We start from the raw sequence: 22639 nt of genomic DNA on the forward strand, positions 1-22639 counted from the left end.
TAAGGATGGCAACCATGAGTGCTTTAACCTTGAAAGTCGCTTTAGAACTGACCGCTCAGGCCTTGAGCGTCGGGCGTCAGATCAGTGCTGCGCCGCTGACGGTAGTGGTGCTCGACAGTGGCGGGCATTTGCTGGCGTTGCAGCGCGAAGACGGCGCCAGCCTGCTGCGCCCCAGCATTGCGATTGGCAAAGCCTGGGGCGCGATTGCCTTAGGCAAGGGCTCGCGTCTGCTGGCACTGGACGCGCAACAGCGCCCGGCGTTCTTCGCGGCGCTTAATGGCATGGGGCAAAGTGACGTGGTGCCTGCGCCGGGTGGGGTATTGATTCGTGATGAGGCGGGGCAGGTAATCGGTGCTGTTGGTATCAGCGGCGATACGTCGGATATCGACGAGCAATGCGCGATCAGCGCGGTAGAAGCGCTGGGCCTGCGGGCGGATGCGGGGGTGGCGGTCTGATTTGGGCTGAGTGATTGACCGCCTTCGCGAGCAGGCTCGCTCCCACAGATTGTGCGCAGGGTGGGAGCGAGCCTGCTCGCGAAGACATTGTTGAGACACATTCAGCTAAAAAACGCCTCGTCCTCATTGTTCTTTCAGGGCTAGCCTTTTCATTACTCATCCATGAAAAGGCAAAGGAATGCCGTCTTTAGCTGCTTCACACCGCCTGCGTATCGGCCGCTGTTCCGAGCCAAATCGAATTTACCTGTTGAGCACCAACACGCTCTGCAGAGAGCCCATCTTTAAAGACTTTACCTTGGGACGATTAGTCGTCGCACAATTTCGCGCTGCCCAAGACCAGGGTTTTGCAGACTCGTTGGCCTGGGTCGTCATGCCAGATCACGTTCATTGGTTGATCGAATTACACCGTGGGACGCTCGGTGGCTTGATGCAACGAACCAAGTCTTTGAGTACCCAGGCTGTCAGGCGATCAACTGATCGCAAAATCAGCCTTTGGCAAAATGGCTTCCATGACCGGGCATTAAGGCGAGAAGAGGATCTGGTGAATGTTGCTCGTTATGTTGTCGCCAATCCGTTGCGGGCACGACTGGTCGAGAAGCTCGGTGACTATCCCCTGTGGGATGCAATCTGGGTTTGAAAGGGCTTCGCGAGCAGGCTCGCTCCCACAGATTGTGCGCAGGGTGGGAGCGAGCCTGCTCGCGAAGGTCCCAGCGTGGTTTATCGGTCCGGTTCGCAGCCCTTCAGCACCAACCGGATAATGGTTTGGGTTGCCGCTTCGTAGTCGCTGTCTTCAAGCTTGGTCTTGCCGGTGATGGCTGAGATCTGCCAGTCGAAGTCGGCGTAGGTCTGGGTTGCCGCCCAGATGCTGAACATCAGGTGGTGCGGGTCGATGGCGGCAATCTGGCCGCGGTCGATCCAGGTCTGGATGCAGGCGATGTTGTGTTGGGCCTGGGCATTCAACAGCTCTACCTGTTTCTCACTCAAGTGCGGGGCGCCATGCATGATTTCGCTGGCGAACACTTTCGAGGCAAAGGGCAGGTCACGGGAAATCACGATTTTTGAGCGGATGTAATTGCTCAATACCGTATTCGGCTCGCCATCGGCGTTGAACGGCGTCGAAGCCCGCAGGATCGGGTCGATAATGCTTTCAAGCACCTCGCGATAGAGGTTTTCCTTGGATTTGAAGTAGTAGTAGACATTGGGCTTGGGCACGCCGGCCTTGGCCGCGATATCGCTGGTTTTGCTGGCGGCGAAACCCTTGTCAGCGAATTCTTCGCTGGCGGCACGCAAAATCAGTTCTTTGTTACGCTCGCGGATACTGCTCATAAACCCGATATGTCCTTGCCTGCTGGGGCGGTCGGGCATGGTAGCACCGGGCTTGCAAGTGGCTCAAGATTGCCGCTTTGCGCGCGGCACGCGCTATGCTTGTGTCCATTCCATCTCTCAGGACGTTTTTCTATGGCTGGCAGTAGCTTGCTGATGTTGCTCGATGATATCGCCGCCGTGCTCGATGACGTCGCTCTGATGACCAAAGTGGCCGCCAAAAAAACCGCCGGTGTGCTGGGCGATGACCTTGCGCTCAACGCCCAGCAGGTATCGGGCGTGCGTGCCGACCGGGAGTTGCCGGTGGTGTGGGCCGTGGCCAAGGGTTCGTTTCGCAACAAGGCGATTCTGGTACCGGCAGCGCTGGCCATCAGTGCCTTTGCGCCCTGGGCGGTGACGCCGCTGTTGATGGTGGGTGGGGCTTATCTGTGTTTCGAGGGTTTCGAAAAGGTCGCCCACAGTTTCACCCACAGCAAGGCCGATGCCCAGAGCCAGCGCCAGGCCTTGCAGGAGTCGCTGGCCGGTGCTGAAGTCGATCTGGCGGCGTTTGAAAAGGATAAGGTCAAGGGCGCCGTTCGTACGGACTTTATCCTGTCCGCCGAAATCATTGCCATCACCCTGGGCATCGTCTCCGACTCACCGCTGATGCAGCAGGTGGTGGTGTTGTCGGGTATCGCCATCGTGATGACAGTCGGGGTATATGGCGTGGTGGGTGGCATCGTCAAACTCGACGATGGTGGCCTGTACCTGAGCAAGAAGACCGGCGACGGCGCCTGGCCGCGGTTCCAGCGCAGCTTTGGCCGTGGTGTGTTGAGCGCAGCCCCGTACATGATGAAAAGTCTGACCGTGATCGGCACGGCGGCAATGTTCATGGTCGGCGGCGGTATCCTGACCCACGGTGTACCGCCGTTGCATCATTGGGTTGAAGGCGTTGCGCAAGGCAGCACGCAATGGCTGGGTGTGGTGTCGGTGATTGTGCCGACCCTGCTCAACGCCGTGGCCGGCATTATTGCCGGCGCGGTGGTGTTGGCCGTGGTGTCTGTCGCGAGCAAGGTCTGGCGGGCCATCAAGTCCTAGGCCGCGATGGCACGGGGCAGGGTACTGTCCTGCAGCAATCGATAGCCCAGCACCGCGAACAGCAGCATGACGCCGCCGGCGGCCAGCGACACGCTAAAACCGGCCTGGGCGCCGTACGCGTCCACCACCCAGCCGCCGAGTACCGCACCGAGGGCCACGCCCATGCCCAGACCGGTGATCATCCAGGTCAGGCCTTCAGTCAGCTTGGCAGGTGGGACAATGTTTTCCACCAGGCCCATGGCGGTGATCAGGGTGGGGGCAAAAAACAGCCCGGCGATCAGCATGCCCACGGCCAGGGTGGCGATGCTGTCGGCCCACAGCAGCGGCACCATGGTGATGGATGTGGCCAGGGCGCCGAGCACAAACAGCCTGGGTAGCGGCATGTTCAACTTGAGCATGCCGAACACCAGCCCGGCAGCGCACGATCCCAAGGCGTACATCGACAATACAATGCTTGCGGCAGCCGGTTGGCCCTGATGCTGGGCAAAGGCCACGCTAACCACATCCACCGTTCCCACAATCGTGCCCAGCCCAAGCAGGGCCAACAGCAAAACCACCACGGCGCCCTGGCGTAAAACTGTGCCCTGGTGCTCGCTGCTACGCGGGTGTACCGGTGGTTCGGTGCTGCGTTGCAGCACAAACACGCTGACGCCGATGGCCAGCAGGATGGCTGCCGCCAGTGGTCCGGCCTGGGGGAACAGCGCCACACTCAGGCCCACGGAAATCGGCGGGCCGATAATAAAGCTCACTTCATCGAGTACCGACTCGAACGAGAACGCCGTATGCAGTTTGGGCGAGCCGCGATACAGCTCGGTCCAGCGTGCCCGCACCATTGCCGACATGCTCGGCATGCAGCCCGACAGGGCGGCGAACACAAACAGCGTCCAGTCCGGCGCGCCAAAATGACTGCACAGCAGCAAGGCCAGCAAGGCGCTGACGCCAATGGCGGTGACACCGGGCAGGATGCGGCTCTGGCCGTAGCGGTCGACCCAGCGTGAAATCTGCGGAGCCAGCAGGGCTGTGGCCAGGGCAAAGGTGGCGGCTACGCCACCGGCCAGCCAATAGGAACCTTGCAGTTGCGCCAGCATGGTGATGATGCCGATGCCGACCATTGAGATCGGCATCCGCGCGATCAGGCCCGCACCGCTGAAAGCCTTGGTGCCGGGGGCGCTGAAAATCTCGCGATAGGGGTTGGCCATACAAGCTCCGGAACAGTGTTGGGGATTGCTTTCGTAGCAGCTGTCGAACGCAGCCTTGGGCAGCTGCTACGGGAATGTGTAAGTGCCGGTAATCACATACGCGGCGTATGTAGAAATATACGCATACACAGCGTATGTCAATTAACATACGTCGCGTATCCAAAAATAAAGGTGACAGGCATGGCGCCCAAAGCGCGGTCGCAAATGATCGAAGAAACCCGTGGCAAGCTGCTTGAGGCGGCTCGCCTGGCTTTCAGTACGGTGGGCTATGCCCGGACATCGATGGACGAATTGACGGCTTCGGTCGGGCTGACGCGTGGCGCGTTGTACCACCATTTTGGCGACAAGAAAGGCTTGTTCAAGGCCGTGGCCCAGCAGATCGATGCCGAGCTGGATGCGCAGCTGGCACAGGTGTTTGAGCAGGCGGACAGCCAGTGGCAAGGGTTTAAGGATCAATGCCGGCTGTATCTGGAGATGGCCCTGCAAGTCGAGGTACAGCGCATTCTGTTGCGCGATGCGCCTTCGGTGCTGGGCTCGCAATATGTGCAGAACACCCAGTCGGTGTGCTGCCTGTCGATGGCGTCGATGCTGCAGGGGCTGATGGACACCGAGGTGATTCAACGCACCGATCCCGAGGCGCTGGCGCGTCTGATTCAGGGCGGGCTGATGGATGCGTCGTTCTGGATTGCCGAGGCCGACAACCCGCCGCAGCGTCTGGCCGCTGCGCTGGACAGCCTGGACCTGATGCTGCGCGGTTTGCTGCGGGTGCCTGAGCCGCGCTGACGCGGCCCGGGCCCGTGCATCAGAAGTGGTACTTGATCAGCAGGCTGGTGGTGTTCTGATTGGTCTTGAACGCGCCGCTGTCTTCGATGCCGTACTTGTTTTTCCAGTAGTCGTATTCTACGCCGACATACAGTTGCTTGGCGCTCCAGCTCAGGGCCTTGCCCAGGTCATATTTAACCTGCGGGTTGAAGTGCAGGTTGGCGTGGTAGGTGCCACGGGAGTTCTCGTCGTTGTCGACCACCCAGTCCATGTAGCCGTCGATCAGCACATCGGAGTTGCCCAGGGGCAGGGTGTAGGACCACACCGGGGTGATCTGCCACACACCTTTGCCGGCGCGGCTGCCTTCCGGGAAGCGTTGGTAGAAGTTCAGCTGGAAGTAGTCAAAGCCCGGCACGTTCAGGTCGAAACCCGGACCGATCAGGTAGGCATCGGTATCGCCTTCGCCAAACTCGTAAGTCATGGCCAGCAGCACGTCTTTGATCGGGCCGAATTCAAACTTCTGGTCGAAGATCTTGCCGAACGACAAACGCGGGGTGAATTCACCGTAGTAGGTGTTCGGGCCGACGTTGCCGTCTTTCTTGCCGTTGTAAAAGATACGGTCAAGGAAGAAGAAGTTGTCACCGTACTTCCAGCTGTCAGCATGCTCGAAGGTCATGGTCTGCTGAATTTTTGGATTGACCTGGAAGTCCTTGCCGTACAAGTAAGTCAGGCTGTTGGTTTGCCATTGCAGCAGGTCGCCGGCGACTGCCGGAGCCCCGCCCAGCATGCTCCCCGCAAGCATCAGGCCGGTAAGTGTGCGCTTCATTCGGTTAGCTCCAAAATATAGAAAGTTGTGCAAGTAGTGCGAACGTGGCGCTCTGTTGTGGCGCCTTGGTTCATGGTTTTAAAAGTTGCCTTTACGGTCAGCTTCAGTGCTTTTAGCAAGTTCGGGGCCATACCTGTTTTATAGCCATGAATAAACCCTCGACTGCGCGTTGGCAGTTGAGTGCAGGGGGCGGCAGGCAGGCCGTAAACCTTTGATATAAAGGCAAAAGTTGGCTTTAAAGTCAGCTTTGAAAAACGTCGCGTTTAAGCGGGCGCGCAGGATACGGGCTCTGGCGCGTGCACTCAAGCGCTCTGTTAAAGCCCAGGGCGGGCAATAACAGAGCATGCACAGTCTAGAGCTTAGAAGTGGACTTTGATCAGGGCACTGGCGGTGTTCTGGTTGGTATCAAGACGGCTGCTGCTTTCGATGCCGTACTTGTCCTTCCAGTAGCTGTATTCAATCCCGACATAGAGCTGTTTTTCACCCAGGTTCAGGGCCTTGCCCAGGTCATATTTGATCTGTGGGTTGAAGTGCAGGTTGGAGTGGTAGGTGCCGCGTGAGTTCTGGTCGTTGTCCACCACCCAGTCCATATAGCCGTCGATCAACACGTTGGAGCGGCCCAGGGGGATGGTGTAGGAAAACGACGGAGTGATCTGCCAGACCCCGGTGCCAGGGCGTGGGCCCTCGGTATGGCGGCGATAGAAGTTGAGGGTGAAGTAGTTGAAGCCCGGTACCGCCAGATCAAAGCCCGGGCCGATCAGGTAGGCCTCGCTGTCGCCTTCGCCATATTCATAGGTCATGGCCAGCAGCACGTCCTTGATCGGGCCATATTCGAATTTGCGGTCGAAGATCTTGCCGAACGACAGGCGCGGGCTGAACTCGCCGTAATAGGTGTGCGGGCCTTTGTTGGGGTCTTCTTTGCCGTTGTAGAAAATCCGGTCGACAAACAGGAAGTTGTCGCCGTACTTCCATTTGTCCGCATGTTCGAAAGTGACGGTTTGCTGGATCGACGGGTTGATCGCGAAGTTCTTGCCGTACAGGTAGGTCAGGCTGTTGGTTTGCCATAAAAACAGGTCCCCGGCCATTGTCTGGCTGGCAGCCAAAAGTCCACCTGCGAGCGTGACGCCCCAGTGTTTGCACTTCATGGGTAACTCCCTTTTTTATTGTTTTTGTAAAGCGAGAGCCCCTCTCCCTAGCCCTCTCCCGGAGGGAGAGGGGATTGGTCGTGCGAGCACTCAGGAACACCACCGATCAGCCCCCTCTCCCTTGGGGAGAGGGTTGGGGTGAGGGTCAGGGCTCAGTGCTGGTGCACATGCCCGCTCATGGCTGCGCGTTCGGAACCGCCCAGCACATTGAACATCAGGTTCAGGCACACCGCGCTGACAGCGGCCATGGCGATACCGCTGTGGGTGATGGGGTCCATCCACAGTGGCAGGTGGGCGAAAAACTCAGGACGCACCACCGGGATCAGGCCCATGCCGATGCTCACGGCCACCAGCAACTGATTGCGGCGGTCGGCGATGTCGGCTTCCTGGAGGATCTTGATCCCGGTTGCCGCGACCATGCCGAACATGGCAATGGCGGCGCCACCCAACACTGCAGGCGGAATCGAGGCCACCAGGTACGCCGCTTTCGGCAGCAGGCTGAGGGTGATCAGGAAGATACCGGCCATGATGGTTACCGAGCGGCAACGCACGCCGGTCATTTGCACCAGGCCAATGTTCTGGGCGAAGGAGGAGTGGGTGAAGGTGTTGAAAAAACCGGCGATAAAAGAAGCGCCTGCGTCACACAGCAAACCGCGACGCAGCATGCGCGGGGTGACTTCCTGATCGGTGATTTTGCCCAGCGCCAGGAACATCCCGGTGGACTCGACAAAAATGATCACCACCACCAGGCACATCGAAAGAATCGGTGCCAAATGAAACTCCGGCATGCCGAAGTGCAAGGGGGTGACAACCTGGAACCACGGCGTATTGTCCAGCCCGGAGAGGTCGACCATGCCGATGGCGCCTGACAGCACATAGCCCAGGGCCATGCCGATCAAGACCGACACATTGACCCAGAAGCCGCGCATAAAGCGGTTGATCAGCAGGATGGTGCCCAGCACCAGAGCCGCGATAGCCAGGTACACCGGCGAGCCGAATTGCGCCGCAGCACTGCCGCCACCGGCCCAGTTGACCGCAACGGGGAACAGCGACAGGCCGATCGAAGTGATGACAGTACCGGTGACCAGGGGAGGAAAGAAGCGCACCACCTTGGACATAAATGGCGCAATGATCATTCCGAAAAAGCCCGCGGCGATGGTCGCGCCGAAGATCCCGGTCAAGCCGATACCCGGCATCCCGGCCATGGCCACCATGCTGCCAACGGCGGCAAAGCTGGCGCCCATCATGACCGGCATGCGAATACCCATGGGGCCGATACCCATCGACTGCACGATGGTAGCGACACCCGCCACCAGCAGGTCGGCGTTGATCAGAAACGCGATCTCTTCACGACTCAGGCCTGCAGCCTGTCCGATGATCAGCGGCACGGCCACGGCGCCGCCATACATCAGCAGCACATGCTGCAAACCGACCAGGATCAGTTGCAGCATGGGTAGCCGCGCCAGCGGGGGCGGGGCGGTCACGGCGGGTATGCGCGGTTCGGTTAAATCGGACATGCAACACCTCGGTCATTTTTATTGTTGTGAGCTAGTGGTGTGTTCTTGCGGCCGCAGCGGGGCTGCGACCGCAAAGGCGGTGCGTCAGTTGGTCCGTGCCCCTGCATTGATCCAGGCGCCGACCAGGTCGCGCTCCTGTTGCGTCATTTGCGTGATGTTGCCCAGCGGCATGATCGGCGTGACAACGGCCTGAGCCTGAATGCGCGGGGCCATCAGCTGGATCTGTTGCGCGGTGTCGAACATCACGCCTGCCGGAGCCGCACTGAACAACGGGCTGCTGGGGGTGGCGGAATGACAGACCGTGCAGCGCTCCTGGATCACCTTGTGGACTTGTTCAAAATCGACGGTGGCCACTGGCGCTGCCGCGGGTGCCTGCGCCGGTGCCGCTGGCGGAGCATCTGCAGCCTTGACGCCGCCCAGGGCGGTTTCCGGCAGCGGTTGGTACTTGATCACCTTGGCGGTTTCTGGCGCTGTCGACACAGGCTTTGGACCGGTAACGTAAGCCAGGCAAATCATGCCCAGGGCTGCGACCGGCAGGGTCCAGGCATATTTGTGGCTGTCGTGGCGGGTGTTGAAGTAGTGACGTACCAGCACTGCCAGCACCGCAATCCCGGCCAGGATCAACCAGTTGTACTGGCTGCCATAGGTGCTCGGGAAGTGGTTGCTGATCATGATGAACAGCACCGGCAAGGTGAAGTAGTTGTTGTGTCGCGAACGCAGCAGGCCTTTGGCCGGCAGTGCCGGGTCAGGGCTGCGGCCTTCCTTGATCGCGGCTACCAGGGCACGTTGTGCCGGCATGATGGTGCGGAATACGTTACCGACCATGATGGTGCCGATAATGGCGCCCACGTGCAGGTAGGCACCGCGCCCGCTGAACACTTTGCTCAGGCCGAACGCTGCTGCAACCAGTAGCACAAACAGGACGAAACCGAGCAGCGCCGGGCGTTTGCCCAGGGCGGAGTCGCACAGAAAGTCGTAAACGAACCAGCCGGCAATCAGCGAGCCGATACCGATGGCAACCGCTTCAGGGCCGCTCATGCTGCTGCCTGGAGCAATCAGGTACAGCGCGGGGTTGAAGTAGAACACCAGACAGAGCAGGGCGATGCCCGACATCCAGGTGAAATAGGCTTCCCATTTAAACCAGTGCAGGTTTTCCGGCATGGTGGGTGGGGCCAGCTTGTACTTTTCCAGGTGGTAAATACCGCCGCCGTGAATCGCCCATAGATCGCCAGCAAGGCCATCCTTGGGGTTGGCCCGGTTAAGGTTGTTCTCCAGCCAGACGAAATAAAACGACGCGCCAATCCAGGCCACACCGGTAATCATATGAATCCAGCGCACGCTCAGATTCAGCCATTCCATTAGATGTGCTTCCACAGTCTTTACCTCTTGCCCGTCACTCTTTTGTGAGTGTTGGACCTTCTCTTATTGGTGGGGGGCGAGGAACAGCAACTGATCCTCTTTAAAGAAATGCTCATCGCAGTTATTACCGCTGCCACTGCGATCAACCACCAGGAAGTCATCCCGCTTTTCGATCGTCAGCACCGGGTGGTGCCAGACGCCGCGATGGTAATTGATGCCCTGCCTGCCATTACTGACAAAGGCGCGGACCAGGTCCGATACAGGTTCATCGCCAACGGGCGCGACCACGATCAGAAAGGGGTTGCCGAGCAGCGGTATAAAAGCCTGGCTGCCCAGCGGATGGCGCTCCAGCATGCGTACGGTGAACGGCATGTCCTGCGCCTCGGCGCGGAAAATGCTGATGATCGCCTTGTCCTCTGGCGTAGCCGTTTCGACCTCGGCCAGACGGTGAAAGCGCATGGTCGAACCGTTATTGATCATGAAGTGGTCGCTGCCATCGGTTTCAATCACGTCACCGAAAGGGGCGAAGGCTTCTTTGGTCAGAGGTTCAATCATCAATGTGCGCATGGTGGTCTTCTTATTCGGGTTTCTGTGGTGTCAGTTTTGTCGCTATCGCGGGTAAGCCCGCTCCCACAGGATGAATACATTTCAAATGTGGCAGCGGACTTGCCCGCGATGGGTGCAGCGCTTATTTGGCGACTTTGCCCAATACGCGGATGCGGCTTACACCACCATCCGGGAACAGGTTGAGGCGAATGTGGGTGATCGGGCCGAGGTTTTTCAGTTGCTCGCTGTAGGTGTGTTCAGCGTGCATTTCCATTTTTTGGCTCGGCAGCAGTTCACGCCAGAACAGCGACTGGGTTTCGATCTGGCTGTCGGTACCGCCCTTGACGTACGCGCCCTGGATCGAGCAGCTGTCCGGGTAGTTGCCCTTGAAGTGCAGGGTGTCGACGATGATTTTTTCGATCTCGCCCGGGTGGCCCAGCGCGACGATGACCCAGTCATTGCCCGGGGTACGACGACGTGCGGTTTCCCAGCCATCGCCCATATTGATGCCGCGGCCAGGGTTGAGGATGTTGCTCATGCGTCCGAAGTGTTCGTCGGAGCAGGCGAGGGCGCGGCCACCGTTGAGAGCTGCGGCCAGATCGACCTGTTCGTTGTCGCCTACTGCCGACCAGTCACGGAACGGCACGCCGTACACACGCAGACGCGCTACGCCGCCATCCGGGAAAATGTTGAAGCGCAGGTGGCTGAAGGCCTGGTCATTGTTGATTTCGTGGTAGTGATGGCTGTTGCCCTGCAGCTCGACGGCCGACAGTACTTCCACCCACTGGGTGTTTTCATTCGGTTCGCCCGAGGCCAGGAAGCAGGCTTCCAGCGAGGCCGATGGTGGAAAGTTGCCGGTGAAGAATGAAGTGTCGATGTCCACACCCTTGATCGAGCCCGGAACGCCAAGACGGATGACGGCACTGTCATAGCCTTCGAAGCGCTTGCGGCGGGACTCCCAGCCGTCCATCCACTTGCCGTTGTCATCGAAAACGCCCTCCTTCCATACGGCCGGGGTCGGCTGGAACATGCGGTTGGCGTCGGCAAACCAGTCATCGGTTACCGAAACGATTTTGGTGCCCAGGCGGGCATCGGCCAGGTTGACGAACTTCTCGAAAGGTACGGCGTAAGCTTTCATTCTTCTTGTCTGCCTTTAAATGAGTGGCTGGAGATGCGTCATCGGCGGGTGCCGGTTCGGCTTAGAGCTGGAGTAATCGGAACAGGGCGATCTTGTTGATTTCTGCCAACGCGCACTTGAACTCGACGTCTGCCGGGTTATGGATGCGGGTTTCGAACGCGGCGAGGATCTGGTGCCGGTCGCTGCCTTTTACCGCCATGATGAAGGGAAACTTGAACTTGGCTTTGTAGGCCTCGTTCAGCTCGGTGAAGCGTTGAAACTCTTCGGCCGTGCATTGGTGAATACCGGCGCCAGCCTGTTCATTGGTGCTGGCTTCGGTCAGTTGGCCCTGGACGGCTGCTTTGCCGGCCAGGTCCGGGTGAGCGTTGATCAATGCCAGCTGGCTGGCGTGATCGGCGCTCAACAAAATGTCACTCATGCGCTGGTGCAGGGTTTCGATCTGGTCGACGCTGCTGTCCAGGCCCAGGTCGTAGGCCTTTTCGGCAACCCAGGGCGAGTGTTCGTAGATATCGGCAAAAGCCGCCACGAAGGCTTCACGGCTCAGTTGTGAAGGCTTGAGGGTCTTGAAGGCGCTCATTTGGCGGTCTCGGCAACAAAAGGGTGGGTGGCGTGCCAGTGGCGGGCAATGTCCACGCGGCGGGTGAACCAGACCTGTTCGTGGCCCTTGGCGTACTCAATGAAACGCTTGAGGGCGGCCAGGCGCGCAGGGCGGCCAATGAGGCGGCAATGCAGGCCGATGGAAAGCATCTTCGGCGACTCTGCGCCTTCGGCGTACAGCACATCGAAAGCATCCTTGAGGTACTGGAAAAATTGCTCGCCGGTGTTGAAGCCCTGCACCTGGGTAAAGCGCATGTCATTGGTATCCAGGGTATAGGGGATCACCAGATGCGGTTTGCCGGTGGGATTGTTGGGTTCCCAGTAGGGCAGGTCGTCGTCATAGGTATCGCAGTCGTACAAAAAGCCGCCTTCTTCCATCACCAGGCGCCGGGTATTGGGACCGGTGCGGCCGGTGTACCAACCCAGCGGGCGTTCGCCGCTGATTTCGGTGAGGATGCGGATGGCTTCGAGCATGTGTTCACGCTCTTGCGCTTCATCCATGTACTGGTAGTCGATCCAGCGATAACCGTGGCTGCAGATCTCGTGCCCGGCCTCGACCATGGCGCGGATCACATCCGGATGGCGCTGGGCGGCCATTGCCACGGCAAACACCGTGAGCGGAATATCGAACTCGCGAAACAGCTTGAGGATGCGCCACACGCCTGCACGGCTGCCGTACTCATACAGCGACTCCATGCTCATGTTGCGCTCGCCCTGCAATGGTTGGGCTGAGACCATTTCCGACAGGAAGGCTTCAGACTCCTTGTCACCGTGCAGGATGTTGCGCTCGCCGCCTTCTTCGTAATTGAGAACAAAAGACAGGGCGATGCGGGCGTTGCCCGGCCAATGCGGGTGTGGAGGGTTTGGACCGTAACCAATCAGGTCGCGTGGGTAGTCAGCGCTCACTGCAGTCTTCCTTATTGTTCGTGGTAACAGTCGATTGGCCAGACCTGGCGTCACTGCGATGAGCTGATTGTATACAACTTTACATTTTATTTGTAACCCTGATTTTTGCTATTTCTACCACGATTTGTACAGAAAGAGTACTTGCAAGAAACCTGCCTGATTGGTCAGTTTATGGGCGAAAGGTCTCTGAGGACTGCGACTTTGACGATTAATGCCGTGCAGGCCCCGTAGCGTCGGGGGATGCGCAGATTGTCATTTTTAATTGTGTACAATTTTTTTGATAAATGTCTTAATCGTGTCTTCGCCGAGCCTTTTGGTGCGCCAAAAGAGGGCGGCAGCCGTTTTTTTCACGACTCGGGAGGTCGCACAATCAATGGGACGTTTGACTACGCACGTTTTGGATGCCGCACACGGCTGCCCGGGCAGCTCGATCAAGGTCGAGCTGTATCGGGTTGAAGGTTCGGGGCTGGAGTTGGTCGCTACAGCCCTGACCAACAGCGATGGCCGTTGCGACGCGCCGTTGCTGGAGGGGGAGGCCTACCGTTCCGGGGTTTACCAGGTGCAGTTCAGTGCCGGTGATTACTACCGCGCACGGGGTGTGAAATTGCCGGAGCCGGCGTTTCTGGATGTGGTGGTACTGCGTTTCGGGATCAGCGCCGAGCAGGATCACTACCATGTACCGCTACTGATTTCGCCGTACAGCTACTCGACCTATCGCGGTAGCTAATCGTTTTCGATCTGCGCATGTGGTTATTTGCCCGCTCACACTGCGGGCTTTTTTTTGCCTGTCTAAATGCCATGTCCGTAGCAGCTGCCGAAGCAACGAGGCTGCGTTCGGCGGCGTAGCCGTCGTAGAACCTGAATCCGCTGTCCATCAGATAAATCGCGAACTCAGGTCTTACGATTGCTTCGCAATCGAACGCAGCCTCGTTGCTTCGGCAGCTGCTACGGGCTTGTGTGCAATCAGCGGCTCAACAACGACGCCGTGCCTGCCACGCTGAACAGCCCGGCACTGACCCGGTTGAACCAGCTCTGGCCCTTGCCGCTGCGCAGGTACCCCGCGGCACCGTGGGCACCCAGGCCGTAGGCCAGCTTGCACAGCAGGTCGAGCACGGTCCAGGTGGCGATCATCACCAGTAACTGGTTGAGGAACGGTAGATCGGGGTTGAGAAACTGCGGCAAAAAGGCAGCAAAGAACAGAATGTCCTTAGGATTGCTGGCCCCCAGCACGAACGCGCGCCCAAACAGGGCGCTAAAGCGCGGTATTGGTGCGGCTTCGGGCACATTGGTGACGGTGGCCGGCTGACGCGATTGTTTCCAGCTTTGCCAGGCCAGGTAAAACAGGTACAGCGCGCCCACGATCTTCAGGGCGCTGAAGAGTTTTTCCGAGGCCAGCAGCAAGGCGCCCAAACCCAGTGCCGAAGCGCTGAGCAGGCAGATCGAGGCAAATACACCTCCCAGAAAAGCCGGGTACGAACGGCGCAAGCCGTAGTTCAAACTGTTGCTGATCATCAATAACGACAGCGGCCCTGGAATCAGGATTACCACCAATGCCGCGCTGCTGAACAGCAGCCAGGTTTCCAGACTCATCACTTCCTCCCAAACAACAAAGGCCCCGCGTCATTGCGGGGCCGATTAATACCGCCCGGTTTACAGGTAAATAAACTTGGCGATGAAAATAGCGCAGAGCACCCACAGGCTGACGGAAATTTCCCGGTATTTGCCGGTGCCTGCCTTGAGTGCGACAAAGCTGATAAAGCCCAGGGCAATCCCGTCGGCGACCGAGAAGGTCAAAGGCATCATGATCACGGTCACTATGGCCGGGATGCAGTCAGTGGGTTCGTCCCAGTTGATGTGCTGCATGCCGCCCATCATCAGCATGGCCACATAAATCAGAGCGCCTGCCGTGGCATAAGCGGGGATCATGCCAGCCAGAGGGGCAAAGAACATGGCGGCCACAAACAACACGCCCACGGTGACGGCAGTAAGCCCGGTACGTCCGCCTGCCGCAACGCCTGCGGCGCTTTCCACGTAGCTGGTCACGGGTGGCACGCCGACCACCGCACCGAACACGCTGGAGGCGCTGTCGGCCTTGAGGGCCCGGGACAGGTTTTCGATCCTGCCATCGGCCTTCACCAGTCCTGCACGCTGGGCCACGCCCATCAGGGTGCCGGCCGTATCGAACATGTGTACAAACAGAAAGGCCAGCACCACGCTGATCATGCTGATGTTGAAAACGCCCTTGAGGTCCATGGCCATCCAGGTCGGTGCAAGGCTTGGCGGTGCCGACATGATGCCGTTGTAATGCACCAGGTCCAGGCCCCAGCCGGCGAGGGTCACGGCGATAATGCTGATCAGGATGGCGCCGAAGACGCGGTGATAGCTCAGAATCGCAATCATCAAAAAGCACACCGCTGCCAGCAGCGGGGCAGGGTCGCGCAATGAACCGAGCTTGATCAGGGTGGCCGGGCTGTCGACGATAATGCCCGAGGTTTTCAGGCCGATAATCCCCAGGAACAACCCCACCCCGGCACCCATCGCGTACCGCAAGCTGACGGGAATGCTGTTGAGCAGCCATTCACGCACCCGCGACAGGGTCAGAATCAGGAACAGCACACCGGAGACAAACACGGCACCCAATGCTGTTTCCCAGCTGTAACCCATGGTTCCGACCACGGTGTAAGTAAAAAACGCATTCAGTCCCATACCTGGCGCCAGGCCTACTGGCCAGTTGGCGTAAAGCCCCATCAACAGGCTGCCGAGAGCGGCGGCAATGCAGGTGGCGACGAAGGCTGCACCATGATCGATCCCAGCATCGGCCATGATGTTGGGGTTGACGAAGATGATGTAGGCCATGGTGATGAAGGTGGTCAGCCCGGCAATCAGCTCGGTTTTGACCGTGGTGCCATGCAGTGACAGTTTGAACAGGCGTTCCAGCCAGCTGCGGGCGGCGGGCGTGGCAAGTTCGACAACGGGTATTTCTGACTTTTGGCTGTCCACGGTGATTTCCTCAGGCTTTTATTATTTTTAAGGGCACTGGGTGTGGCGGGAGATATTTTTCTGACTTTTGGGTCAGAAACGCAGGCGAAGTGAATTATGCTTTTGTATACAAAAAAAGCAAATAATGTTTTTCAGATTGTGATCAGAAAGTGATGGGTGGGTGTCTGTTTTCTGTGTGAGCGAGTTTGCTCGCGATTGGATCGCTGCGGTGCAACTGGAGTACTGCGGCGCCTGCATCGCGGGCAAGACCGCTCACAGAACAAGCCACCTTCCACAGGAACCCTGCTCTAGAGCTGGCGGCTTTGTCCCAGGGCATGATTGACCGCCAGCCAGCCATTCACCGCGTCTTCACCTGCCTGAGCAAATACCCTTTGCAGCAGCTTGACCTGTTCGCGGCGCAGGCTCTTTTCGAAGGCCACACCGTCGGCAGTCAGTTCCAGCAGGCGTTTGCGCTTGTCGGTCTCGGGCGCGACGCTGCGCACCAGGTCCATTTCAATCAACTGGCGCAAGGGCGTGTTGAGTGCCTGCTTGCTCACGCCCAGTAAGGTCAGCAGTTCCTTGACGCTGACACCGGGGTGGTGGGCGATAAAAAAAACAATACGCTGATGCACCCGACTCAGCCCACGACGTGCCAGCATTTCATCCGCTTTGGCGGTAAATGCTTGATAGCCAAAGAAGAAGGCTTCCATGGCGGCGCGCTGAGTGGTCGGATTTTTAAGGTCAAGCATATTGACGTATCTAGGGTTCGCGGCGTAGTTTCGGTCAAACAGTTTGACTTATTTCCAATTACTTCCGCTACCGGTGATCTGTATGGCCTTCTCCGAACGTGTTTCCCGCCTGAAAAGCTCCTTGATTCGTGAAATTCTGGCTGCGGCCCAACGTCCGGAAGTCATGTCTTTCGCTGGCGGGCTACCGGCCGAGGCCATGCTGCCCAAGGTCGACTGGACCGATATGCCTGCCTCGATGGGTCAATACGGCATGAGCGAAGGTGAGCCGGCACTGCGTGAAGTACTGGCTGCAGAGGCTCGCGCACTGGGGGTTGATTGCGACGCCAGCCAGGTGATGGTGTTGAGCGGTTCGCAGCAGGCGCTGGATCTGGCAGCCAAGCTGTATATCGACAAGGGCACCGAAATCATGCTCGAAGCACCGACCTACCTGGCGGCGCTGCAAATCTTCCAATTGTTCGGCGCCGAATGCCTGACGTTCCCGCTGCAAGCTGATGGCCCTGATCTGGCTGCGTTGCGCGTGCAGCTGGAAAAACACAGCCCGGCGTTCATCTACCTGATCCCGACGTTCCAGAATCCGTCTGCTGTGCGTTACAGCGAAACCAAGCGCGACGCGGTTGCTGCCTTGCTCGACGAGTTCGGCGTGACCCTGATCGAAGACGAGCCGTACCGCGAGCTGAACTTCGACGGTGGCAGCGCCACACCGATCGTCAGCCGCCTGAAAAAAGCCAGCTGGATCTATACCGGCACGGTGTCCAAGACCCTGTTGCCGGGTCTGCGCGTCGGTTTCCTGATTGCCAGCCCCGACCTGTATCCGCACTTGCTGCGCCTCAAGCAATCGGCTGACCTGCACACCAACCGCGTTGGCCAGTGGCAAGCCTTGCAGTGGATCGGCACCGAGAAAATGAGTAATCACCTGGCCGAACTGCGTGATTTCTACCGCGTTCGCCGTGACGGTTTTCAGCTGGCGCTGGAAGAGCATTTCTCGGATCTGGCTGACTGGCATGTGCCCCAGGGCGGTTTGTTCTTCTGGCTGACCCTCAAGCAACCGTTCGATACCCGCACTTTGCTCAAGCCTGCGCTGGAACAGAACGTGGCCTTTATGCCGGGCGAGCCGTTCTTCGCCAACCCGGACCAGAACGTGGGCAGCCTGCGCCTGAACTTCAGCCATATTGACCCGGCGCGTCTGCATGAGGGCCTCAAGCGTCTGGCCAACGTGATTCGTCAGGCCCAGGCTGCCCAGGCGGCCTGAAGGAGGCGCAATGCTCAAGGTTTATGGCGATTACAACTCGGGCAACTGCTACAAGATCAAGCTGATGCTGCATTTGCTGGGGCTTGAGTATCAGTGGTTTGCCGTGGACATTCTCAAGGGTGAAACCGAGACCCCGGAGTTTCTGGCGAAAAACCCCAACGGTAAAGTGCCGGTGCTGGAGCTGGAAGACGGTACGTGCCTGTGGGAGTCCAACGCGATTCTCAACTACCTGGCCGACGGCAGCGAGTTTTTGCCGACCGAACCGCGTTTGCGCACGCAAGTGCTGCAATGGCAGTTTTTCGAGCAGTACAGTCATGAGCCTTATATTGCGGTGGCGCGCTTTATCCAGTTTTACCTGGGGCTACCCGAAGAGCGCCTTGAGGAATACCGCAAGCTGCAAAAGCGTGGCTACAAGGCGCTGGACGTGATGGAGCAACAGCTCACGCGCACGCCGTATCTGGTGGGTGAGCAATACTCGATCGCCGACGTGACGCTGTATGCCTATACCCATGTGGCCCATCAGGGCGGGTTTGACCTGAGCGGCTACCCGGGTATTCAGGCCTGGCTGGCGCGGGTGGCCAGCCATCCGCGGCATGTGGGAATGCTCGATTGAGCAAATCGCCCCTTTAAAAAAACCGGCCAAGTGCCGGTTTTTTTTGTGCGCACATTCTGTAGCCGCTGACGAGGTCTGAAGGAAACTTCAACTGTGGGAGCGAGCCTGCTCGCGAAGGTCGTTCGCGAGCAGGCTCGCTCCCACAGAGAGGGTAGACCGGGGGATGGCCTTAAACGTTGGCAAAGCGCTGGTTCAGGTAGTCAATGATCACCTTGGACTCATACATCCAGGTGGTTTTGCCGCCTTCTTCGATGCGCAGGCAAGGCACTTTGATCTTGCCCCCTTGCTCCAGCAGGGTCTGGCGATCCTGCTCGTTATTCTTCGCGTCACGCAGGGCCACTGGCACATTCAGGCGGCGCAGGGTGCGGCGCGTTTTTACACAGAAAGGGCAGGCGTGGAACTGAAACAGGGTCAGGCCCTTGGCAGCCTGGTCGACCTGCGCCTGAGCGGCGGCAGGGCGCTGCTTTTTGCTTGGACGTGTCACGAAATCGCCAGCGATGATGAGCTGACCCAGGCCTACGCGAAGCGCTTTGATAAACACAGTAAAAGCCTCATGGGCAAATTAATAAGGGACGCAGCTTACCTGAAATTGTGCAGGCGAAAAAAAACCGGCGATAAACGCCGGTTTTTTCTGTGCCGCAGTTACTTGATCAGGCTGAGAAACTCGCTGCGCGTGGCGGCGTTTTCGCGGAACTCACCCAGCATCACCGAAGTGATCATCGACGAGTTCTGCTTCTCGACACCGCGCATCATCATGCACATGTGCTTGGCCTCGATCACAACGGCCACGCCCAGGGCGCCGGTGACTTGCATCACGGCGTCGGCGATCTGGCGACTGAGATTTTCCTGGATCTGCAGGCGACGGGCATACATATCGACAATACGCGCCACTTTCGACAGGCCCAGCACTTTGCCGCTCGGAATGTAGGCGACATGGGCCTTGCCGATAAACGGCAGCAGGTGGTGTTCGCACAGCGAGTACAACTCGATGTCCTTGACCAGCACCATTTCGCTGTTGTCTGAGCTGAACAAGGCACCGTTGGTGACTTCTTCCAGGGTTTGTTCATAGCCGCGGCAAAGGTACTGCATGGCCTTGGCGGCACGCTTTGGCGTATCCAGCAGGCCTTCACGGGAAACGTCTTCGCCGAGTTGACCGAGGATCGCGGTGTAGTTTTGTTCCAGGGACATTAATCTACCTGTGGGATTTTTCGCAAAGAGTAAGGGTACGGGGGCTGACACGACGCTGCAAGCGTGATGACACGCTGTTACTCGTCACGCCCCTCCATCATGGTGCGCTTGAGCATCACATAGACCGCGCCGGCGCCGCCATGCCTGGCCTGGCAGGAGCAGAAGCCCAGTACCTGTGAGTGCTGGCGCAGCCAGGTGTTGACGTGGCTTTTGATCATCGGGCGCTTGCCGTCCAGACGCACGGCCTTGCCGTGGGTAACGCGCACGCAACGTACTTCAAGGCGCACGGCTTCACCGAGGAATTCCCAAAGGGTTTCGCGGGCCTTTTCAACGGTCATGCCGTGCAGGTCAAGGCTGCCTTCAAAGGCGATCTGCCCCAGCTTGAGCTTGCGCATCTGGCTTTCCTGCACGCCGTCACGGGCCCAGCTCAGCTGGTCCTCGGGGCCAACATCAATCACAAACTGGTCTGACAGGCCGTCGATGATGGTCGCGTTGGTGCGCACAATGGCGTTCTGGCGCAACTTGGCCAGCTGCGCACGGTCAGCCTTGGGTTTGCCGGTGTCGGCACGATCATGCTTGATCGGTTTGACACCGCGAATCTCGTTTTTGAACAGGGAAAAATCGTCGTCTTGCATGTCAGCCTCCGCGAAGGGCTGCCAGTTTACCCAAGTCGACGACAATCGGGCGGCGGATATGCGTCAGTCGTGTTTTTTCATCAGGTGCGGGGCCATGTTCAGGCCAAATGGCTTGCGCATCAGGCGCCGGCGTCGACGCCACATCCATACCCCTAGCCAGCACACCAACAGGCCGGACACCAACACCAGTGTTGCACCTGCGGGGCTGGCATTGAGCTCGCCCAGTGCCGTTGGATGGCCAATCAGGCTGGCGGCACCCGCCAACAGCAACAGCATGCCAAGCAGTGCCAGCAGCGCTGCAAACATCAGTACCAGGCGCGAGCGCCAGTCGCGATGAGCCTTGGGGCGCAAACGCCGAGCATCAAAACCATCGGAGATCTTCATTCCGATCTTTCCTTAAAGGGTATCGGCCCTTCGACAGGGACTTCGTCAGGTTGTTCCTGAGTGTAGTGAAATAGGAAAGCGCCCGCAGGCTGGAGCTGGTCCGGGATGGGCGGTTGCAGGGGCCGCCCGTCAACGTCCGGTTCAGATCAAATCAGGTTTTGGGTCAACGTCAGGGTGGCAAAGTTGTCGTTCATGATGGCCATTTCGGCTTTTTGCACTTGCTCGGCGCTGATAATGCCGTCCGCGGTCGGCAGGTCGCGGGTGGCGCAGGCGTCTTCCACCAGGGTGCAGCGCAAGCCGTAGTCCTTGGCCGCACGCACGGTAGTGCTGACGCTGGAGTGGCTCATGAAGCCGCAGACGATCACATCCAGCGAGCCGAGGTTTTCCAGGGCCTTTTGCAGCCCGGTGTCGTTGAATGCGTTGGGCATGCGCTTCTCGATAATCTGCTCATCACCCTGTGGTTCCAGGCCCTTGATGAAGGCGCCACGCTCGCCCTGAGGGTCGAACATACCGCCAACGGTGCCCAGGTGACGGATATGGATGACCGGGCGCTTTGCCTTGCGGGCAGCTTCAAGCAGACGGGCAATGTTGGCGGTGGCCGCGTCCATGCCGGAAAGGGCCAATGGCCCGCTCAAGTACTCATTTTGCGCATCGATGATCAGCAGGCTGGCGTTGCTCAGATTGGCTGCGGCATAGCCACGTCCTGTGAGTTGAAACATCGTCTTTAAAGCGGGCATTCGGGGGCTCCTTTGAATGGGGCTTTTGCGACATTCTCCACTGGCGGAGCGTTTATGTGAATGACTAGTCGTGCAGGCCTTGTGGTTGCTGGCCTGTAGCGATGTCAAGCAAATATGTTGTAGCCATAAAATGTACAAAATGGAGCGATTTCAGTTTTTTATTGTACACGGTCTTACTTTTTGAAACGCCGTCACGTGTAGTCGTCCGGCCACCTTTGGCGCGTCGGAGTTTGGCTGTTAGAATCGCCAATCGATTTTGAGGAGTAAGACCATTGATCACTTCCCGCCTGCGCACTCTGCGCGACCATATTCGCTGGGCCGTTAGCCACTTTCATGGGGAAGAGTTGTTCTTTGGTCATGGTACCGACAATGCCTGGGACGAAGCCCGTCAATTGGTGTTGGGTGCGCTGAACCTGCCGTGGGAAATTGCCGATAGTTATCTCGACTGCCGCCTTGAAGACGATGAGCTGGTGAACCTGCAGCATCTGCTCAAGCGCCGTATCGAAGAACGCGTGCCCACGGCCTATCTGTTGGGTGAGGCCTGGTTCTGCGGCATGTCGTTTATCGTTGATGAGCGCGTGCTGATCCCGCGTTCGCCGATTGGCGAGTTGATCGAAAAACGTTTTGAGCCGTGGCTGGCTGCCGAGCCCGCGCGCATTCTTGACCTGTGTACCGGTTCGGGCTGTATCGGCATTGCCTGTGCCTATGAGTTCCAGAGCGCTGAAGTGGTGCTGGCCGACCTGTCCTTCGAGGCCCTTGAAGTGGCCAACCAGAACATCGAGCGCCACGGTGTCGACGCACGGGTTTACACCGTGCAGGGCGACGGCTTTGATGGCTTGCCGGGGCAGCGTTTCGACCTGATTGTGTCCAACCCGCCGTATGTGGATGCCGAAGATTTCGCCGACATGCCGGCCGAGTATCAGCACGAGCCGGAATTGGGGCTGGCCTGCGGTGACGACGGCCTGAACCTGGTACGCCGGATGCTGGCCGAAGCGGCGGATCATCTGACCGAAAAAGGCTTGCTGATCGTTGAGGTAGGCAACAGCCAGATACACGTTGAGTCGCTGTACCCGGAAGTCGACTTCGCCTGGCTTGATTTTGAGCGCGGGGGGCACGGTGTATTCATGTTGACCGCCGAACAGTGCCGTGCCCATCAGGGGCTGTTTGCTTCTCGAATCTGATCAGGCAAGAGCATTACAAACGCTGCAATACCTCTTCGCTTTTTGTTCGTCCGCAACTCGATACATTCGACAAC

The 22639-nt window shown here is 58.7% G+C and carries 26 protein-coding genes; 8 read left to right on the forward strand and 18 right to left on the reverse strand.

Annotated elements, in window-relative coordinates; translation table 11 throughout:
• The first annotated feature begins 14 nt into the window (after nucleotides 1-14).
• Nucleotides 15-455 carry a heme-binding protein gene (locus EQV96_RS20425; protein ID WP_095002064.1) on the forward strand — a complete coding sequence of 147 codons (441 nt, stop codon included), beginning with the start codon at nucleotides 15-17 and terminating at the stop codon, nucleotides 453-455.
• 178 nt (nucleotides 456-633) lie between these two features.
• Entirely contained in the window at nucleotides 634-1092 is a 459-nt protein-coding gene (locus tag EQV96_RS20430) for a transposase (RefSeq protein WP_095019578.1), read from the forward strand.
• A gap of 80 nt (nucleotides 1093-1172) precedes the next feature.
• Here EQV96_RS20430 and EQV96_RS20435 read toward each other — a convergent pair whose 3' ends face one another.
• On the reverse strand, nucleotides 1173-1781 hold the full coding sequence (locus EQV96_RS20435) for a TetR/AcrR family transcriptional regulator (protein WP_095021338.1): 609 nt from the start codon (nucleotides 1779-1781) through the stop codon (nucleotides 1173-1175).
• 132 nt (nucleotides 1782-1913) lie between these two features.
• Here EQV96_RS20435 and EQV96_RS20440 point away from each other — a divergent pair, with 132 nt between their 5' ends.
• Nucleotides 1914-2855, forward strand: a complete 942-nt coding sequence (locus EQV96_RS20440; RefSeq protein WP_095002062.1) for a DUF808 domain-containing protein — start codon at nucleotides 1914-1916, stop codon at nucleotides 2853-2855.
• Here the strand turns inward: EQV96_RS20440 and EQV96_RS20445 are convergent.
• Nucleotides 2852-4054, reverse strand: a complete 1203-nt coding sequence (locus tag EQV96_RS20445) for an MFS transporter (protein WP_095019576.1) — start codon at nucleotides 4052-4054, stop codon at nucleotides 2852-2854. The genes EQV96_RS20440 and EQV96_RS20445 overlap by 4 nt on opposite strands.
• A gap of 180 nt (nucleotides 4055-4234) precedes the next feature.
• Between EQV96_RS20445 and EQV96_RS20450 the strand changes: the two genes are divergently transcribed.
• Nucleotides 4235-4837, forward strand: coding sequence for a TetR/AcrR family transcriptional regulator (locus tag EQV96_RS20450; protein ID WP_095024367.1), 603 nt, complete (start codon nucleotides 4235-4237; stop codon nucleotides 4835-4837).
• Between the two features lie 19 nt (nucleotides 4838-4856).
• Here EQV96_RS20450 and EQV96_RS20455 read toward each other — a convergent pair whose 3' ends face one another.
• The 8 genes from EQV96_RS20455 to puuE form a co-directional block, all read right to left on the reverse strand.
• Nucleotides 4857-5642, reverse strand: coding sequence for an outer membrane protein OmpK (locus tag EQV96_RS20455; RefSeq protein WP_095002059.1), 786 nt, complete (start codon nucleotides 5640-5642; stop codon nucleotides 4857-4859).
• 359 nt (nucleotides 5643-6001) lie between these two features.
• A complete protein-coding gene (locus EQV96_RS20460; RefSeq protein ID WP_095002058.1) occupies nucleotides 6002-6787 on the reverse strand; it encodes an outer membrane protein OmpK in 786 nt (261 codons plus the stop codon).
• 152 nt (nucleotides 6788-6939) lie between these two features.
• On the reverse strand, nucleotides 6940-8304 hold the full coding sequence (locus EQV96_RS20465; RefSeq protein WP_095002057.1) for a nucleobase:cation symporter-2 family protein: 1365 nt from the start codon (nucleotides 8302-8304) through the stop codon (nucleotides 6940-6942).
• Nucleotides 8305-8388: 84 nt separating this feature from the next.
• Nucleotides 8389-9678, reverse strand: a complete 1290-nt coding sequence (locus EQV96_RS20470; RefSeq protein WP_095002056.1) for a urate hydroxylase PuuD — start codon at nucleotides 9676-9678, stop codon at nucleotides 8389-8391.
• Nucleotides 9679-9726: 48 nt separating this feature from the next.
• Nucleotides 9727-10230 carry an ureidoglycolate lyase gene (locus EQV96_RS20475; protein ID WP_016781501.1) on the reverse strand — a complete coding sequence of 168 codons (504 nt, stop codon included), beginning with the start codon at nucleotides 10228-10230 and terminating at the stop codon, nucleotides 9727-9729.
• A gap of 121 nt (nucleotides 10231-10351) precedes the next feature.
• On the reverse strand, nucleotides 10352-11347 hold the full coding sequence (gene alc / locus EQV96_RS20480; RefSeq protein WP_086797829.1) for an allantoicase: 996 nt from the start codon (nucleotides 11345-11347) through the stop codon (nucleotides 10352-10354).
• A 61-nt stretch (nucleotides 11348-11408) separates the two neighbouring features.
• Nucleotides 11409-11924: a 2-oxo-4-hydroxy-4-carboxy-5-ureidoimidazoline decarboxylase gene (gene uraD / locus EQV96_RS20485; protein ID WP_016781499.1), complete on the reverse strand. Its 516-nt coding sequence runs from the start codon at nucleotides 11922-11924 to the stop codon at nucleotides 11409-11411.
• Nucleotides 11921-12850 carry an allantoinase PuuE gene (gene puuE / locus EQV96_RS20490; protein WP_095002055.1) on the reverse strand — a complete coding sequence of 310 codons (930 nt, stop codon included), beginning with the start codon at nucleotides 12848-12850 and terminating at the stop codon, nucleotides 11921-11923. The genes uraD and puuE overlap by 4 nt, the downstream gene beginning before the upstream one ends.
• Before the next feature lie 373 nt (nucleotides 12851-13223).
• Between puuE and uraH the strand changes: the two genes are divergently transcribed.
• Nucleotides 13224-13577, forward strand: coding sequence for a hydroxyisourate hydrolase (gene uraH, locus EQV96_RS20495; RefSeq protein WP_095002054.1), 354 nt, complete (start codon nucleotides 13224-13226; stop codon nucleotides 13575-13577).
• Nucleotides 13578-13813: 236 nt separating this feature from the next.
• On the opposite strand, the gene EQV96_RS20500 is transcribed toward uraH, so the two are convergent.
• From EQV96_RS20500 to EQV96_RS20510, 3 genes are all read right to left on the reverse strand, one after another.
• Nucleotides 13814-14440, reverse strand: coding sequence for a LysE family translocator (locus EQV96_RS20500; protein WP_095019573.1), 627 nt, complete (start codon nucleotides 14438-14440; stop codon nucleotides 13814-13816).
• Between the two features lie 60 nt (nucleotides 14441-14500).
• Nucleotides 14501-15829 carry an NCS2 family permease gene (locus tag EQV96_RS20505; protein WP_232527683.1) on the reverse strand — a complete coding sequence of 443 codons (1329 nt, stop codon included), beginning with the start codon at nucleotides 15827-15829 and terminating at the stop codon, nucleotides 14501-14503.
• Between the two features lie 308 nt (nucleotides 15830-16137).
• A complete protein-coding gene (locus EQV96_RS20510) occupies nucleotides 16138-16578 on the reverse strand; it encodes a MarR family transcriptional regulator (protein ID WP_240882307.1) in 441 nt (146 codons plus the stop codon).
• Between the two features lie 82 nt (nucleotides 16579-16660).
• Here EQV96_RS20510 and EQV96_RS20515 point away from each other — a divergent pair, with 82 nt between their 5' ends.
• Both EQV96_RS20515 and EQV96_RS20520 read left to right on the forward strand, forming a co-directional pair.
• Nucleotides 16661-17827, forward strand: a complete 1167-nt coding sequence (locus EQV96_RS20515) for a PLP-dependent aminotransferase family protein (RefSeq protein ID WP_095019571.1) — start codon at nucleotides 16661-16663, stop codon at nucleotides 17825-17827.
• Between the two features lie 10 nt (nucleotides 17828-17837).
• Nucleotides 17838-18440 carry a glutathione S-transferase family protein gene (locus EQV96_RS20520; RefSeq protein WP_095002049.1) on the forward strand — a complete coding sequence of 201 codons (603 nt, stop codon included), beginning with the start codon at nucleotides 17838-17840 and terminating at the stop codon, nucleotides 18438-18440.
• A gap of 169 nt (nucleotides 18441-18609) precedes the next feature.
• Here EQV96_RS20520 and EQV96_RS20525 read toward each other — a convergent pair whose 3' ends face one another.
• The 5 genes from EQV96_RS20525 to EQV96_RS20545 form a co-directional block, all read right to left on the reverse strand.
• Nucleotides 18610-18981, reverse strand: a complete 372-nt coding sequence (locus EQV96_RS20525) for a glutathione S-transferase N-terminal domain-containing protein (protein WP_095002048.1) — start codon at nucleotides 18979-18981, stop codon at nucleotides 18610-18612.
• A gap of 101 nt (nucleotides 18982-19082) precedes the next feature.
• Nucleotides 19083-19628, reverse strand: coding sequence for a GTP cyclohydrolase I FolE (folE, locus tag EQV96_RS20530; protein ID WP_003442011.1), 546 nt, complete (start codon nucleotides 19626-19628; stop codon nucleotides 19083-19085).
• 77 nt (nucleotides 19629-19705) lie between these two features.
• Nucleotides 19706-20263 (reverse strand): Smr/MutS family protein, encoded by a 558-nt coding sequence (locus EQV96_RS20535; RefSeq protein ID WP_095002047.1) that lies wholly within the window; start codon nucleotides 20261-20263, stop codon nucleotides 19706-19708.
• Nucleotides 20264-20326: 63 nt separating this feature from the next.
• On the reverse strand, nucleotides 20327-20647 hold the full coding sequence (locus tag EQV96_RS20540) for a hypothetical protein (protein WP_095002046.1): 321 nt from the start codon (nucleotides 20645-20647) through the stop codon (nucleotides 20327-20329).
• 146 nt (nucleotides 20648-20793) lie between these two features.
• Nucleotides 20794-21384 carry a cysteine hydrolase family protein gene (locus EQV96_RS20545; protein WP_095002045.1) on the reverse strand — a complete coding sequence of 197 codons (591 nt, stop codon included), beginning with the start codon at nucleotides 21382-21384 and terminating at the stop codon, nucleotides 20794-20796.
• A gap of 272 nt (nucleotides 21385-21656) precedes the next feature.
• Between EQV96_RS20545 and prmB the strand changes: the two genes are divergently transcribed.
• A complete protein-coding gene (gene prmB / locus EQV96_RS20550; RefSeq protein ID WP_095021341.1) occupies nucleotides 21657-22565 on the forward strand; it encodes a 50S ribosomal protein L3 N(5)-glutamine methyltransferase in 909 nt (302 codons plus the stop codon).
• Nucleotides 22566-22639: the final 74 nt, after the last annotated feature.

It is taken from the genome of Pseudomonas sp. TMW22080 (assembly GCF_022496745.1).
In the GTDB taxonomy this organism is placed as follows: Bacteria; Pseudomonadota; Gammaproteobacteria; order Pseudomonadales; family Pseudomonadaceae; genus Aquipseudomonas; species Aquipseudomonas bubulae.

Bases quoted from the DNA above. Each gene is read 5' to 3' on its own strand.
- uraD (WP_016781499.1), bottom strand. From the start codon at position 11,924: ATGAGCGCCTTCAAGACCCTCAAGCCTTCACAACTGAGCCGTGAAGCC.
- EQV96_RS20545 (WP_095002045.1), bottom strand. From the start codon at position 21,384: ATGCCCGCTTTAAAGACGATGTTTCAACTCACAGGACGTGGCTATGCC.
- EQV96_RS20475 (WP_016781501.1), bottom strand. From the start codon at position 10,230: ATGCGCACATTGATGATTGAACCTCTGACCAAAGAAGCCTTCGCCCCT.
- EQV96_RS20515 (WP_095019571.1), top strand. From the start codon at position 16,661: ATGGCCTTCTCCGAACGTGTTTCCCGCCTGAAAAGCTCCTTGATTCGT.
- EQV96_RS20450 (WP_095024367.1), top strand. From the start codon at position 4,235: ATGGCGCCCAAAGCGCGGTCGCAAATGATCGAAGAAACCCGTGGCAAG.
- EQV96_RS20425 (WP_095002064.1), top strand. From the start codon at position 15: ATGAGTGCTTTAACCTTGAAAGTCGCTTTAGAACTGACCGCTCAGGCC.
- EQV96_RS20430 (WP_095019578.1), top strand. From the start codon at position 634: ATGCCGTCTTTAGCTGCTTCACACCGCCTGCGTATCGGCCGCTGTTCC.
- EQV96_RS20520 (WP_095002049.1), top strand. From the start codon at position 17,838: ATGCTCAAGGTTTATGGCGATTACAACTCGGGCAACTGCTACAAGATC.
- EQV96_RS20540 (WP_095002046.1), bottom strand. From the start codon at position 20,647: ATGAAGATCTCCGATGGTTTTGATGCTCGGCGTTTGCGCCCCAAGGCT.
- EQV96_RS20500 (WP_095019573.1), bottom strand. From the start codon at position 14,440: ATGAGTCTGGAAACCTGGCTGCTGTTCAGCAGCGCGGCATTGGTGGTA.
- folE (WP_003442011.1), bottom strand. From the start codon at position 19,628: ATGTCCCTGGAACAAAACTACACCGCGATCCTCGGTCAACTCGGCGAA.
- EQV96_RS20445 (WP_095019576.1), bottom strand. From the start codon at position 4,054: ATGGCCAACCCCTATCGCGAGATTTTCAGCGCCCCCGGCACCAAGGCT.
- alc (WP_086797829.1), bottom strand. From the start codon at position 11,347: ATGAAAGCTTACGCCGTACCTTTCGAGAAGTTCGTCAACCTGGCCGAT.
- EQV96_RS20465 (WP_095002057.1), bottom strand. From the start codon at position 8,304: ATGTCCGATTTAACCGAACCGCGCATACCCGCCGTGACCGCCCCGCCC.
- uraH (WP_095002054.1), top strand. From the start codon at position 13,224: ATGGGACGTTTGACTACGCACGTTTTGGATGCCGCACACGGCTGCCCG.
- EQV96_RS20460 (WP_095002058.1), bottom strand. From the start codon at position 6,787: ATGAAGTGCAAACACTGGGGCGTCACGCTCGCAGGTGGACTTTTGGCT.
- EQV96_RS20435 (WP_095021338.1), bottom strand. From the start codon at position 1,781: ATGAGCAGTATCCGCGAGCGTAACAAAGAACTGATTTTGCGTGCCGCC.
- EQV96_RS20535 (WP_095002047.1), bottom strand. From the start codon at position 20,263: ATGCAAGACGACGATTTTTCCCTGTTCAAAAACGAGATTCGCGGTGTC.
- EQV96_RS20510 (WP_240882307.1), bottom strand. From the start codon at position 16,578: ATGCTTGACCTTAAAAATCCGACCACTCAGCGCGCCGCCATGGAAGCC.
- EQV96_RS20440 (WP_095002062.1), top strand. From the start codon at position 1,914: ATGGCTGGCAGTAGCTTGCTGATGTTGCTCGATGATATCGCCGCCGTG.
- EQV96_RS20455 (WP_095002059.1), bottom strand. From the start codon at position 5,642: ATGAAGCGCACACTTACCGGCCTGATGCTTGCGGGGAGCATGCTGGGC.